The following is a 12,583-nucleotide window of genomic DNA, read 5'->3' as shown; positions in this document are numbered from 1 at the left end:
CTCGTGCGGGGCGTTTTGCTTGGAAGCGCGACGGGCTCAGTCGCGGAAGTTATTGAAATCCAGCGGCGTGTCGCTCACGTCCTTGCGCAGCATGGCAATCACGCTTTGCAGGTCATCCCGCTTGGCGCCGGTCACACGCACCGCATCGCCCTGAATGCTTGCCTGCACCTTGATCTTGCTGTCCTTGATCGTCTTGACGATCTTCTTGGCCAGGTCGCCAGAGACACCCTTCTTGATCTTGACGACCTGCTTCATCTTGTCGCCGCCGATTTTCTGCTTGTCCTGGTAGTCAAGGAAGCGCACGTCGACGTTGCGCTTGGCGAGCTTGTTCATCAGCACATCGTTCACCTGGCCGATCTTGAAATCGTCATCGGCAAACAAGGTCAGTTCCTGCTCCTTGTGCTCGACCCGGGAGTCCGAGCCCTTGAAGTCGAATCGCGTCGAAATCTCTTTGTTGGCCTGTTCCACGGCGTTCTTCACTTCCACCATGTTGGCTTCGCATACCACGTCAAACGACGGCATCGTGTTCTCCTTGCAGACTTGAATTCGGGTTGCTGCGGCGCCTCGCTGCGGGTGCCGCGTGTGCCATGGCTTCTATAATCTCGGCTTTCCCAGCAGATTTGGCGCCATGGCGTTGCTCGACACGCATTATCCCCTAGGCCAGCACAACACGTTCCGTTTTGAGGCCACCGCCCGCTACGCCGCGCACGTGCGCACGCCGGAAGACATTCCCGCCGCGCTGGCCGACCCGCGCGTGCAGGGCCTGCCTGTTCTGGTGCTGGGTGGCGGCAGCAACGTCGTGCTCACGCGCGATTTCGAAGGCCTCGTGCTGCTGATGGAGATTCCGGGCATCGCCGCCGGCCAAAGCACGGTCGAGAGCCGCGAAGTCCACACCGTCACCGCAGGCGGCGGCGAATCGTGGCACGGCCTGGTGGCTCACACCGTCTCCCATGGCTTGCCTGGGCTGGAAAACCTCGCACTGATTCCCGGCACGGTGGGCGCGGCCCCCATCCAGAACATCGGCGCATACGGCGTCGAGATCAAGGACCGCTTCCACTCCCTGTGCGCATACGACCGCCACGCCGGCGAGTTCGTCACCCTTACCGCCGCCGATTGCGCCTTTGGCTACCGCGACAGCGTCTTCAAACGCGCCGGTGCCGATCGCTACGTCATCACCGAGGTGACCTTCGCCCTGCCGGTCGACTGGCAGCCCGACACGCACTACGCCGAACTCGCACGCGAGCTGGCCGCGCAAAACATCGCCAGCCCGACTGCGCAGGACATCTTCGATGCGGTGGTCACTATCCGCCGCCGCAAGCTACCCGACCCGGCGGAGATCGGCAACGCGGGCAGCTTCTTCAAGAACCCCATCGTCGATGCCGCTACGCGCGATGCGCTGGTTGCGCGCTTCCCGAATCTGGTCGGATATGCACAGCCGAACGGCACCTACAAGCTTGCCGCCGGCTGGTTGATCGATCAATGCGGCTTCAAGGGTCGGCAGAGCGGCGCTGTGGGCGTGTATGAGAAGCAGGCGCTGGTGCTGGTGCACCGTGGCGGCGGCAGCGCGGTCCAGTTGATGACGCTGGCGCGCGAGATCCAGGACGCGGTTCATACGCGCTTTGGCGTACGCATCGAACCCGAACCCGTGGTGGTGTAAATAGCCCGGCGGACGGCTTCTTGAGAGCCTTGCGCCACATCCCGCCCGTCTGGACCCGGCCTGCCCCTCGCTTGACGTACCCGCGGTCGACCCAATGGCCTAAAATGGCTGGTTTGACCCTACGACTTCCCTTTTCGCGTTCCATTTCATGACCACCGAAACCTTTGACGGCGTCCGCCTGACCACCAAGGCCAATGTGTACTTTGACGGAAAGTGCGTCAGTCACAGCTTTACCCTGCCCGACGGCACCAAGAAGTCCGTGGGCGTGGTGCTGCCGGCCACGCTGACCTTCGGGACAGCCGCAGCCGAGATCATGGAATGCGTGGGCGGTTCGTGCGAATACAAGCTCGACGGCTCCGATGAGTGGAAGACGTCCGGCGCTGGCGAAAGCTTCCAGGTTCCGGCCAACTCGAAGTTCGACATTCGGGTGACCGAGGCCTACCACTACATCTGCCACTATGCCTAAGCGCGCCTAAGCGCCAGCAGCGATCATCTGAAGAGAAAGAGTATGGAAACCATCCTGCAACACGTTCCCGTCGGCCAGAAGGTCGGCATTGCCTTCTCCGGCGGTCTCGACACCAGCGCCGCGCTGCGCTGGATGAAGAACAAAGGCGCCCTGCCGTACGCCTACACCGCCAATCTCGGCCAGCCCGACGAGGAAGACTACGATGCCATCCCGCGCAAGGCCATGGAGTACGGTGCAGAGAAGGCTCGCCTGATCGAGTGCCGCCCGCAACTTGCCAATGAAGGCATTGCCGCCATCCAGGCCGGCGCCTTCCACATCAGCACCGGCGGCATCACGTACTTCAACACCACGCCGCTGGGCCGCGCCGTAACCGGCACCATGCTGGTCGCTGCCATGAAGGAAGACGACGTCAACATCTGGGGCGACGGCTCGACCTTCAAGGGCAACGACATCGAGCGCTTCTACCGCTACGGCCTGCTGACCAACCCCGCACTGAAGATCTACAAGCCCTGGCTGGACCAGGCCTTCATCGACGAGCTGGGCGGCCGCGCCGAAATGTCGGCCTTCATGACCAAGGAAGGTTTCGGCTACAAGATGAGCGCCGAAAAAGCCTACTCGACGGACAGCAACATGCTGGGCGCCACGCATGAGGCCAAGGACCTGGAGCACCTGAACAGCGGCATCCACATCGTCAACCCGATCATGGGTGTGGCGTTCTGGAAGCCGGAAGTCGAGGTCAAGGCGGAAGAAGTGTCGGTCACCTTCGACGAAGGCCGTCCGGTCGCCGTCAACGGCCGCGAAATCGCCGACCCGGTGGAGATGTTCCTGGAGCTGAATCGCATCGGCGGCCGCCACGGCCTGGGCATGAGCGATCAGATCGAAAACCGCATCATCGAAGCCAAGAGCCGCGGCATCTACGAAGCCCCGGGCATGGCGCTGCTGCACATCGCCTACGAGCGCCTGGTGACCGGCATCCACAACGAAGACACCATCGAGCAGTACCGCATCAACGGCCTGCGCCTGGGCCGTCTGCTGTACCAGGGCCGCTGGTTCGATCCGCAGGCCATCATGCTGCGTGAAACCGCCCAGCGCTGGGTGGCCCGCGCCGTGACCGGCACCGTCACGCTGGAACTGCGCCGCGGCAACGACTACTCGATCCTGAACACCGAATCGCCGAACCTGACCTACGCACCTGAGCGTCTGTCGATGGAGAAGGTTGAAGACGCACCGTTCAGCCCCGCCGACCGCATCGGCCAACTGACCATGCGCAACCTGGACCTGATGGACACGCGCGACAAGCTGTCGATCTACTCGAAGGCCGGCCTGCTGTCGCTTGGTACCGCCAACGCACTGCCCCAGCTCGACGGCGGCAAGAAGTAACCGCCTGCCGCTTCAAGGCAAAAAGGCCGCTCCGACGTCAATCGGAGCGGCCTTTTTCATGGCTGCGGGCTTGGCCGCTGGGCTCAATAGCGCCCGCAGAGCAGGTATTCCATCAGCGCCTTCTGCACGTGCAGGCGGTTTTCCGCCTCATCCCACACAACGCTCTGCTTGCCGTCGATGACGGCCGCCTCGACTTCCTCGCCGCGGTGCGCGGGCAGGCAGTGCATGAACAGCGCATCCGGTTGCGCGCGCTGCATCATCGCCTCGGTGACCATCCAGTCGCCGAAGGCTTTCTTGCGCGCTTCGTTCTCGGCTTCGTAGCCCATGCTGGTCCACACGTCGGTGGTCACCAGGTGCGCGCCATCGCAGGCTTCAAGCGGGCTTTCGAACACATGCACGAACGGCAAAGCGGAATCAGCCACCATGGCCGGATCAAGCTGATAGCCCTTCGGTGCAGAAAAATGGAAGCGGAAGCCGAGAATCTCAGCCGCCTGGATCCACGTGTACGCCATGTTGTTGGCATCGCCCACCCACGTGACGGTCTTGCCCTTGATGGGCCCACGCTGTTCGATGAAGGTGAAGATGTCGGCCAGCACCTGGCACGGGTGATATTCGTTGGTCAGCCCGTTGATGACCGGCACGCGCGAATGCGCGGCAAAACGTTCGATGATCTCCTGCCCGAAGGTGCGGATCATGATGATGTCAGTCATGCGGGAGATGACCTGCGCGGCGTCTTCAATCGGCTCACCGCGCCCCAGTTGGGAATCGCGCGTGTTCAGGAAGACCGCGTGGCCGCCGAGCTGGTGAATGCCGGCTTCGAACGACAGGCGCGTACGCGTGGAATTCTTCTCGAAGATCATGGCCAGCGTGCGGTCGTGCAGCGGGTGCCACGTCTCGTAGTTCTTGAACTTGGCCTTGAGGATCGCGGAACGGTCCAGCAGGTATTCGTACTCTTCCAGCGAAAAGTCCTTGAACTGCAGGTAGTGCTTGATCGAGCTTGGTGGGTTCATAAAACAACGAAGGCGGCCTGCAGATGACGCACCGGGAACATCCCGTTGCACGTCGCCCTAGCCGCCTTGCCTGTTGAAGATTCAGTCCATCATACGGGATCGCCACCGGTTTGGCGAGTTTCACGCCCCGCGGGCCCGCTACCACAAAGGCTCGGGTGAAAGGCCGATGAAAGTCTTATATAAGATATAATACCGGCTGCTTCGGATGCCCTGACCGCCCGCAAACCGGTACGACAAGCCGGTCCGTCCGGTTCATGAATCGGCAACCAGGCAGGCGCATCATCCGCACCACAAGTGCACCCCGCTCGAACGTTGCGGCACCCGCACGGTCGAAGTCGTTTGCAAATCTCCACAGCCCCACGCAGTCCATGGCAGCCAACCCTCGCCAATTCTTTATCCAGGGCGTCACCCGCGACGGAAAGACCTTCCGCCCGAGCGACTGGGCCGATCGGCTGTGCGGTGTGATGGCGCAGTTCCGCCCCGCCGGTGATACCGGAGACCCCCGCTTCACCTACTCCCCCTATGTGCGCCCGGTCATGTCAGGCGGCATCCGCAGCGTCTTCGTCGACGAGCGCCTGCGCGACATCGAACCCAAGGCGCTGGATTTCGTGCTGAACTTCGCGCACGACAACAATCTGCAGCTCGTGGAAGCCTGCATCCTGCCCGAAGGCGGCACGCCCGCGAAAAGCTAGTTTTCCCAGGTCCATCCGATGCCGCGCCCCGCCCATTGGGGCACGCGCAGAATGCAAAAAGCCCGTCCGAAGACGGGCTTTTTTTATCGTCGGAGCGCGACCTTGCGTGCCGCGCCATGCCGGCCTAGCCGGCATCACCCGAACTTAGGCAGCCATTGCCTTGATGGCAGCGGACAGACGCGACTTGGCGCGTGCAGCCTTGTTCTTGTGGACGATCTTCTTGTCAGCGATGCTGTCGATCGTGCTTTGGGCGGTCTTGAATGCAGCAGCGGCTGCAGTCTTGTCGCCAGCGGCCACGGCCTTGCGGACGCCCTTGATTGCAGTACGCAGACGCGAGCGCAGAGCCGAGTTGTGAGCGTTCTGAACGACGGCTTGGCGTGCGCGCTTGCGTGCTTGTGCGGTGTTTGCCATGGAAAAATCCCTGAAGAAACGGTAGCAAGCGCCCCGGGAGACACGGAAGGCCGAAGCGCGCAAATTGGTGAAAGACGGCAATTATACGCAGACTTCTGCGCCCAACGCAAACCCTGTTGTGAAATCGCCCGGATGACCGCAGTTTGCGGCTTTTGCGGCACTTTTGGGCGCATGACGAGCCGGTCCCTATAATACGGCCGCAATTGTGCCCTCCGGTCACGTCTGTCACGCCGGGCGCGAACCCCGCATGGCGCCGTCGGTCAGACCGCCATCGCCGTGTTTGCCTCCCAGACGGCGCCCAACCACGCATTCATCTTGAATCTCCTCAAAACACTCGCCACGATCAGCGGCCTGACGATGCTCTCGCGCATCACGGGGCTCATTCGCGAGACGCTGATCGCCCGCGCCTTCGGTGCCTCGGTTTACACCGATGCCTTCAACGTCGCCTTCCGCATCCCGAACCTGCTGCGACGTCTTTCGGCCGAGGGCGCGTTCTCGCAAGCGTTCGTGCCGATCCTGGGCGAATTCAAGAACCGGCAGGGGGAGGCCGAAACACGCGCACTGGTCGACTCCGTGGCCACGGTGATGACGTGGTTCCTGGTGATCATTTCGGCGCTGGGCGTGATCGGCGCGCCGTTGATCGTCACCGCTGTCGCGACGGGCTTCAAGGCGCACGAGAACCAAGCCTATATCTCGGCGATCTTCATGACGCGCGTGATGTTTCCGTACATCGGGCTCGTGTCGTTGGTGGCGCTGGCGTCGGGCATTCTGAATACGTGGCGGCAATTTGCGGTGCCCGCGTTCACGCCGGTGCTGCTGAACCTGTCGTTCATCGTGGCCGCGGTGTTTGTGGCGCCATATCTTGAAACGCCCATCTACGCGCAGGCCTATGCGGTGGTGGTGGGCGGCATCCTGCAGCTGGCCATTCAGATTCCGTCATTACGCCGTGTGGGCATGCTGCCGCGCGTGTCGTTCAACGTGCGCGCAGCGTGGCACCACCCGGGCGTGCGGCGCGTGCTCAAGCAGATGTTGCCGGCCACGCTGTCGGTGTCGGTCGCGCAGATCAGCCTGATCATCAACACCAACATTGCATCGCGCCTGCCGACGGGCAGCGTGTCGTGGCTGAACTACGCAGACCGGCTGATGGAATTCCCGACCGCACTGCTGGGCGTGGCGCTCGGGACAATCCTGCTGCCAAGCCTGTCGAAGGCAAGCGCCGACAACAACCGTGAAGAGTACTCGTCGCTGCTCGACTGGGGCCTGCGGCTGACGGTGCTGCTGGCAGTGCCGTCGGCAGTGGGGCTGTTCGTGTTTGGCGCACCACTCACGGCCACGCTGTTCCACTACGGCAAATTCACCGGCATGGACGTCGAGATGACGCGTCAGGCGCTGACGTCGTACGGCGTGGGGCTGATCGGGCTGATCGTCATCAAGATCCTGGCGCCAGGCTTCTATGCGCGGCAGGACATCCGCACGCCGGTGAAGATCGCGCTGGTGGTGCTGGTGGCGACCCAGCTGTCCAACTATGTCTTCGTGCCGATTCTCGGACACGCGGGGCTGGCGCTGTCGATCAGCTTTGGCGCGACGATCAATGCGGCGCTGCTGTTCTTTGGCCTGCGGCGGCGCGGCTATTACCACCCGCTGCCGGGCTGGGGGCTGTTCCTCGCGCAGGTGATGTCAGCCGTACTGCTGCTGGCGGGCGTGCTGCTGTGGCTTGCCCACAATTTTGATTGGGTCGGACTGGGCGCCAAACCGCTCGTGCGCATCGCGCTGCTGGGGGCAAGTCTGGTCCTGTGCGCGGTGGTCTATTTCGGTACACTGTGGCTCACTGGATTGAAGTTTTCCACGTTCCGAAAAAAGGCCATCTGATGACCACTAAAGTCCTCGATTATTTTTCGGCCCTGGTCGCGGACGACGACAGCATTCCCCTCACAGAAACCGCCCTGTCGATTGCGCAGGACGCGTATCCGGATCTGGACCTGCAGGCAGAGCTGGCCGCCATCGACGTGCTGGTCGCGCGGATCAAAAACCGCATCGCCGACGGCACGCCGGCCATCCAGCGCCTGCGCCTGCTCAATCAGTTCTTCTATCGCGAGCTGGGATTCGGGCCCAATGCAAACGATTACTACGATCCCGAGAACTCCTATCTGAATACCGTGCTGCAGAGCCGGCGCGGCATTCCGATCTCGTTGGCGGTGCTGCTGATGGAGATCGGCCAGCAGATTGGCCTGCCCCTCAAGGGCGTGTCTTTTCCCAACCACTTCCTGGTACGCATGAGCATTCCTGCAGGCGAGGTCGTGCTCGATCCGCTGACAGGGCAGACACTGTCGAAGGAAGAATTGCAGGACATGCTCGACCCGTACCTGGAGAAGGAAGGCATCGAAGACCCGAACTCGGTGCCGCTCGGGGTGTTCCTGCAGGTGGCCACGCACCGCGAGATCATCGCGCGCATGCTGCGCAATCTGAAGGCGATCTATCTGCAGGAATCGCGCTGGCAGCGCCTGCTGGCGGTGCAGCAGCGGTTGGTGATCCTGCTGCCCGATTCGATCGAGGAAGTGCGCGACCGGGGGTTGGCCTACGCCAACCTGGAGTGCTTCCGACCCGCGCTGGAAGACCTGGAAGCCTACGTGGACGCGCGGCCAGATGCAGCCGATACGGCCAAGCTCAAGGAGCGCATGCCAACGCTGCGCGCCATGAGCAAGAACCTGAACTGAGGCTTACTTCTGCGCGACGGCGCCGCGGCGGCGCTTGAGCAACTTCCACAGCCCGCCCAGCATCAGCGGCACAATCGCCGCGCCCAGACCGATCAGCACAATGGTGTTCAGATGCTCGCGGATGATGGGCACGTTGCCGAACAGGTCGCCGGTCAGCACCAACAAGCCGACCCACAGCACGGCGCCGATCATATTGAAGAGCTGGAACTTGGCAAACGTCATCTTCGACACTCCGGCCACGAACGGCGCGAACGTGCGCACCACCGGAATGAAGCGTGCCATCACCAGCATTTTGCCGCCATGGCGCTCGTAGAAGGCGTGTGTCCTAAGCAGCGCTTGGTGATCAAGGAATCGGATGTGACCGTCGAATACCTTGGGCCCGATCCACGAACCGACAAAATAGTTGACGGTATTGCCTGTTACCGCGGCAGTCACCAGCAGCACGATGAGCAGCCAGGCGTCCATCTGGCCCGTGGCGCACATCGCGCCAGCAATGAAGAGCAGCGTGTCGCCCGGCAGGAAGGGCAGCACAACCAACCCGGTCTCGGCAAAGACGATGGCGAACAGCAGCACGTAGACCCACGCGCCGTACTGCTGAATGAGCAGTCCCAACGATTTGTCGACATGCAGAACAATGTCGACCAGTTGCATCACGATATCCAAACCAACCCCCGATTGAGCAGCGGAGAATGATACCGGATGTCAATTAATTTTCCCCTTGCGCTTGCCGGGCTTGCGTCGGTGCGCCGCACAGGGCGTGACATTTATAATGCCGCGATGACTTCCGCCTCGACTTCCCGCCGCCCCATCCGCCCGCTTCCCGACCAGTTGATCAGCCAGATCGCAGCCGGCGAGGTGGTGGAACGGCCGGCATCCGTCGTCAAGGAGCTGCTGGAAAACGCGCTGGATGCCGGCGCCACGCAGCTTCAGATCAAGCTGGAGGAAGGCGGCGTGCGGCGCATTGCCATCACCGACAATGGCGGCGGCATTCCGGCGGGCGAACTGCCCGTCGCGCTGATGCGGCATGCGACCAGCAAGATCGGCTCGCTTGAAGAGCTGGAATCTGTAGCGACGCTGGGGTTTCGAGGCGAGGCGCTGGCCTCGATTGCCTCGGTGGCGGAACTGACGCTCACGTCGCGCACAGCGAACGACGCTCACGCCACGCAAATCATTGCGCAAACCGGGCGGGCGCAGCCAGCTTCGGGCGGCGTCGGCACCACGGTCGATGTGCAGCATCTGTACTTCAACACGCCGGCGCGCCGCAAATTCCTGAAGACGGAGCAGACCGAGCTGGGCCACTGCATGGAGGTCATCCGCCGCACCGCGCTAGCGCGGCCTGACGTGGCCATCTCCGTGCATCACAACGGCAAGCCGCTGGAGCATTGGAACGCCACGCAGGCGGATTCACGCTCGGCGGCCGTGCTTGGCGCCGACTTCGCGCGCGCGCGCCTGCCTTTCGAAGAATCAGCCGGCGAGCTGCGCCTGTTCGGCTTTGCCGGCCTGCCAACCGCCTCGCGCGGGCGGGCGGATCATCAGTTTTTCTACGTCAACGGCCGCTTCGTGCGCGACCGCCTGCTCACGCACGCGGTGCGCAGCGCCTATGAAGACGTGCTGCACGGCGACCGTTTCCCCGCCTACGTGCTGTGCCTGGAGTTGCCGCCCGAAGCGGTGGACGTGAACGTGCATCCATCCAAGATCGAGGTGCGCTTTCGCGACAGCCGCGCGGTGCACCAGTTTGTCTATCACGCGGTACAACGCGCGCTGTCCCGCCACGCCGGTGAACAGGGCGACAGCCTGCGCACCGACATCGCCGATGCGCCCGAGATTGCTGGGGTCGCGACCGCGCCCTCGCCTGCCGACAACACCACGCGTTGGATCAACCAGATGGCCGCGCGGCAGACGTCGCTCGGCATTGCGCAGCCGCGTGCGGAATACCTGTCAATGATGCGCGGCGATAGCGCGCCCATGCCGTCCAGCCGCCCCGCGTGGATGACCGATGTGCCGAGCGCCGCAACATTGTTCGACGGCGGCACCGCGATCGGGCAAGCGCCTGCCGTTGCAGAACCGCCCGCTGCGCCACAGGTCGATGACGACGATGTTTATCCGCTGGGCTTTGCCGTGGCCCAGCTGCACGGCATCTACGTGCTGGCGCAGAACACGCGCGGCATGGTGCTCGTCGACATGCATGCCGCGCACGAGCGCATCCTCTACGAACAGCTCAAGACCGCGCTGGAAACCAAACGCGTCGAAGTGCAGCCGCTGCTGATTCCGGTCACGTTTGCCGCAAGCCCGGTGGAGATCGGCACCGCGGAGGAATTTCGCGACACGCTCACGCTGCTCGGCTTCGATATCTCCGCCGTGTCGCCCACCACGCTGGCCGTGCGATCGGTGCCAACGCTGCTGCAGAAGGCGGATGCGCAGGCGCTCGCGCGCGACGTGCTGCGCGATCTGCAGGCCTACGGCGGCTCGCGCGTGCTGGCCGAACGCCAGAACGAGCTGCTCGCCACGCTGGCGTGCCACTCTGCAGTGCGCGCCAACCGCCGCCTGAACCTGGACGAGATGAACGCACTGCTGCGCCAGATGGAAGCCACCGAACGCGCCGACCAGTGCAACCACGGCCGCCCGACGTGGATCCAGTTGACCGTGGCGGACCTGGATCGCCTGTTCCTGCGCGGTCAGTAACCGATGACTGCATCTGCTGCAAGCGCACCGCGCGCGATTTGCCTGCTCGGGCCCACCGCGTCCGGCAAAACCGCCGCCGCATTGAAGCTGGCCGAACGCTGGCCGGTGGAGATCATCAGCATGGATTCCGCGCTGGTGTATCGCGGCATGGACATCGGCACGGCCAAGCCCAGCGCCGAAGAACAGGCCATCGCGCCGCATCACCTGATCGACATCATTGATCCGCTCGATGCGTATTCCGCCGCGCAGTTTGCCAATGATGCGAGCGCGCTGATCGACGCCATCCGCGCACGCGGCCGGCTGCCGCTGATCGTCGGCGGCACGATGCTGTACTACAAGGCGCTTACGCAAGGCCTCTCCGATTTGCCAGGCGCCGATCCGACCATCCGCGCGGAAATCGATGCCGAAGCGGCGCGCGACGGCTGGCCGGCGCTGCACGCCAAGCTCGCACTGGTCGATCCGGTGACGGCTGCGCGATTGCACGCGACCGATGCGCAGCGCATCCAGCGTGCGCTCGAACTGTATCGGCTGACCGGTCAGCCGATGTCCGCCCTGCTCGCCCGCGAGGTTGGCGCGAATGCGTTCCAGCAGCACGATGCAGCTGCGCCGTATCTAACGATCGCGCTGGAGCCCTCCGACCGCCTCGTGCTGCACGCGCGCATCGCACAGCGCTTTGATGCGATGCTCGCCGGCGGCCTGCTCGACGAGGTGGAACGCTTGCGCCGCCGTGGCGATCTTTCCCCCACGCTGCCATCCATCCGCTGCGTCGGGTATCGCCAGGCGTGGGCTTACCTCGAGGGCGAAATCGACATGGCTGCCCTGCGCGAACAAGGCATCGCCGCCACGCGCCAGCTCTGCAAGCGCCAGATCACTTGGCTGCGCAGCACGCCCGAGCGGCACGTGGTCGATTGCCTCGCGCCCGATTACGTCGACCAGGTCGCGCGCCTGGTCCAAACCTCACTGGAATCGCAGCCACAATGACAACCACAGCGACCAGCTTCACTCTGCGCCCTGCCACACCCGACGACTGCGCCTCGCTCGTTCGCCTGATCTCTGCGCTGGCCGAGTACGAAAAGCTCACGCACCTCGTGCAAACCACGCCTGAAGCGCTGGCGACGATGCTGTTCGGGCCGCGCCCGTATTGCGAAGCGGTGCTGGCAGAAGTCGACGGCCGGGCCGTGGGCTTTGCGCTGTTCTTCCACAATTTCTCGACTTTCCTGTGCAAGCCGGGCCTGTATCTGGAAGACTTGTTCGTGGAGCCGGAGTACCGCGGCCTGGGCATCGGCAAGGCACTCCTGATCCACCTCGCGCGCCTGGCACAAGAGCGCGACTGCGGCCGCTTCGAGTGGAGCGTGCTCGACTGGAACGCGCCGTCCATCGCTTTCTACGAGGCCATGGGCGCCGATGTGCTGCCAGAGTGGCGCATCTGCCGCGCCACCGGCAACGCGTTGACGAAGTTGGCCGCCACCAACATGCCCGCCGGCCTCGCCGCGCAAGCCTGAATTTGACCGCAAGCTCCGGAGTGCCACGCGCACTCCCGTGAGCGTAGGCTTGGCGCTTTGAATCTCCGA

At 63.5% G+C, this 12,583-nt stretch carries 13 protein-coding genes; 9 read left to right on the top strand and 4 right to left on the bottom strand.

Going from position 1 to position 12,583, the window contains the following annotated elements; all coding sequences use genetic code 11:
- Nucleotides 1-36: 36 nt before the first annotated feature.
- Nucleotides 37-522 (bottom strand): YajQ family cyclic di-GMP-binding protein, encoded by a 486-nt coding sequence (locus DOD19_RS02290; protein ID WP_009241389.1) that lies wholly within the window; start codon nt 520-522, stop codon nt 37-39.
- 106 nt (nt 523-628) lie between these two features.
- Here DOD19_RS02290 and murB point away from each other — a divergent pair, with 106 nt between their 5' ends.
- The 3 genes from murB (at nt 629) to argG (ending at nt 3,503) form a co-directional block, all read left to right on the top strand.
- Nucleotides 629-1,657 (top strand): UDP-N-acetylmuramate dehydrogenase, encoded by a 1,029-nt coding sequence (murB, locus tag DOD19_RS02285; protein WP_112183793.1) that lies wholly within the window; start codon nt 629-631, stop codon nt 1,655-1,657.
- Nucleotides 1,658-1,805: 148 nt separating this feature from the next.
- A complete protein-coding gene (locus DOD19_RS02280) occupies nt 1,806-2,123 on the top strand; it encodes a pyrimidine/purine nucleoside phosphorylase (protein WP_024974877.1) in 318 nt (105 codons plus the stop codon).
- A gap of 42 nt (nt 2,124-2,165) precedes the next feature.
- The gene (gene argG, locus DOD19_RS02275; RefSeq protein ID WP_112183791.1) at nt 2,166-3,503 is read left to right on the top strand and encodes an argininosuccinate synthase; all 1,338 of its coding nucleotides are present in this window, start codon (nt 2,166-2,168) and stop codon (nt 3,501-3,503) included.
- An 83-nt stretch (nt 3,504-3,586) separates the two neighbouring features.
- Here argG and argF read toward each other — a convergent pair whose 3' ends face one another.
- Nucleotides 3,587-4,513 (bottom strand): ornithine carbamoyltransferase, encoded by a 927-nt coding sequence (gene argF / locus DOD19_RS02270; protein ID WP_024974875.1) that lies wholly within the window; start codon nt 4,511-4,513, stop codon nt 3,587-3,589.
- A 368-nt stretch (nt 4,514-4,881) separates the two neighbouring features.
- On the opposite strand from argF, the gene DOD19_RS02265 reads away from it, so the two are divergent.
- Nucleotides 4,882-5,205, top strand: a complete 324-nt coding sequence (locus tag DOD19_RS02265; RefSeq protein ID WP_024974874.1) for a DUF3579 domain-containing protein — start codon at nt 4,882-4,884, stop codon at nt 5,203-5,205.
- Nucleotides 5,206-5,349: 144 nt separating this feature from the next.
- On the opposite strand, the gene rpsT is transcribed toward DOD19_RS02265, so the two are convergent.
- Nucleotides 5,350-5,616 carry a 30S ribosomal protein S20 gene (gene rpsT / locus DOD19_RS02260; protein WP_004631753.1) on the bottom strand — a complete coding sequence of 89 codons (267 nt, stop codon included), beginning with the start codon at nt 5,614-5,616 and terminating at the stop codon, nt 5,350-5,352.
- Nucleotides 5,617-5,931: 315 nt separating this feature from the next.
- Here rpsT and murJ point away from each other — a divergent pair, with 315 nt between their 5' ends.
- Nucleotides 5,932-7,485, top strand: coding sequence for a murein biosynthesis integral membrane protein MurJ (gene murJ, locus DOD19_RS02255; RefSeq protein WP_037031472.1), 1,554 nt, complete (start codon nt 5,932-5,934; stop codon nt 7,483-7,485).
- A complete protein-coding gene (locus DOD19_RS02250) occupies nt 7,485-8,330 on the top strand; it encodes a SirB1 family protein (RefSeq protein WP_024974872.1) in 846 nt (281 codons plus the stop codon). The genes murJ and DOD19_RS02250 overlap by 1 nt, the downstream gene beginning before the upstream one ends.
- Nucleotides 8,331-8,333: 3 nt before the next feature.
- On the opposite strand, the gene DOD19_RS02245 is transcribed toward DOD19_RS02250, so the two are convergent.
- On the bottom strand, nt 8,334-8,981 hold the full coding sequence (locus tag DOD19_RS02245; protein ID WP_037031467.1) for a VTT domain-containing protein: 648 nt from the start codon (nt 8,979-8,981) through the stop codon (nt 8,334-8,336).
- Nucleotides 8,982-9,107: 126 nt separating this feature from the next.
- Here DOD19_RS02245 and mutL point away from each other — a divergent pair, with 126 nt between their 5' ends.
- The 3 genes from mutL to DOD19_RS02230 are packed head-to-tail and all read left to right on the top strand — an operon-like array spanning nt 9,108 to nt 12,514.
- Entirely contained in the window at nt 9,108-11,012 is a 1,905-nt protein-coding gene (mutL, locus tag DOD19_RS02240) for a DNA mismatch repair endonuclease MutL (RefSeq protein WP_112184297.1), read from the top strand.
- Between the two features lie 3 nt (nt 11,013-11,015).
- Nucleotides 11,016-11,993: a tRNA (adenosine(37)-N6)-dimethylallyltransferase MiaA gene (miaA, locus tag DOD19_RS02235; RefSeq protein WP_112183789.1), complete on the top strand. Its 978-nt coding sequence runs from the start codon at nt 11,016-11,018 to the stop codon at nt 11,991-11,993.
- The gene (locus DOD19_RS02230) at nt 11,990-12,514 is read left to right on the top strand and encodes a GNAT family N-acetyltransferase (protein WP_024974868.1); all 525 of its coding nucleotides are present in this window, start codon (nt 11,990-11,992) and stop codon (nt 12,512-12,514) included. Before miaA ends, DOD19_RS02230 begins: the two co-directional genes overlap by 4 nt.
- Nucleotides 12,515-12,583 lie beyond the last annotated feature (69 nt).

Source organism: Ralstonia sp. GX3-BWBA, from assembly GCF_003290055.1.
In the GTDB taxonomy this organism is placed as follows: domain Bacteria; phylum Pseudomonadota; class Gammaproteobacteria; order Burkholderiales; family Burkholderiaceae; genus Ralstonia; species Ralstonia holmesii.
The sequence above is the reverse complement of the archived record's forward strand: the minus strand, read 5'-3'. Positions and strand labels throughout refer to the sequence as shown.

What these genes read in the sequence shown, in the direction of transcription:
- DOD19_RS02290 (WP_009241389.1), bottom strand. Translation starts at nt 522, where the DNA reads ATGCCGTCGTTTGACGTGGTATGCGAAGCCAACATGGTGGAAGTGAAG.
- murB (WP_112183793.1), top strand. Translation starts at nt 629, where the DNA reads ATGGCGTTGCTCGACACGCATTATCCCCTAGGCCAGCACAACACGTTC.
- DOD19_RS02280 (WP_024974877.1), top strand. Translation starts at nt 1,806, where the DNA reads ATGACCACCGAAACCTTTGACGGCGTCCGCCTGACCACCAAGGCCAAT.
- argG (WP_112183791.1), top strand. Translation starts at nt 2,166, where the DNA reads ATGGAAACCATCCTGCAACACGTTCCCGTCGGCCAGAAGGTCGGCATT.
- argF (WP_024974875.1), bottom strand. Translation starts at nt 4,513, where the DNA reads ATGAACCCACCAAGCTCGATCAAGCACTACCTGCAGTTCAAGGACTTT.
- DOD19_RS02265 (WP_024974874.1), top strand. Translation starts at nt 4,882, where the DNA reads ATGGCAGCCAACCCTCGCCAATTCTTTATCCAGGGCGTCACCCGCGAC.
- rpsT (WP_004631753.1), bottom strand. Translation starts at nt 5,616, where the DNA reads ATGGCAAACACCGCACAAGCACGCAAGCGCGCACGCCAAGCCGTCGTT.
- DOD19_RS02250 (WP_024974872.1), top strand. Translation starts at nt 7,485, where the DNA reads ATGACCACTAAAGTCCTCGATTATTTTTCGGCCCTGGTCGCGGACGAC.
- DOD19_RS02245 (WP_037031467.1), bottom strand. Translation starts at nt 8,981, where the DNA reads ATGCAACTGGTCGACATTGTTCTGCATGTCGACAAATCGTTGGGACTG.
- mutL (WP_112184297.1), top strand. Translation starts at nt 9,108, where the DNA reads ATGACTTCCGCCTCGACTTCCCGCCGCCCCATCCGCCCGCTTCCCGAC.
- miaA (WP_112183789.1), top strand. Translation starts at nt 11,016, where the DNA reads ATGACTGCATCTGCTGCAAGCGCACCGCGCGCGATTTGCCTGCTCGGG.
- DOD19_RS02230 (WP_024974868.1), top strand. Translation starts at nt 11,990, where the DNA reads ATGACAACCACAGCGACCAGCTTCACTCTGCGCCCTGCCACACCCGAC.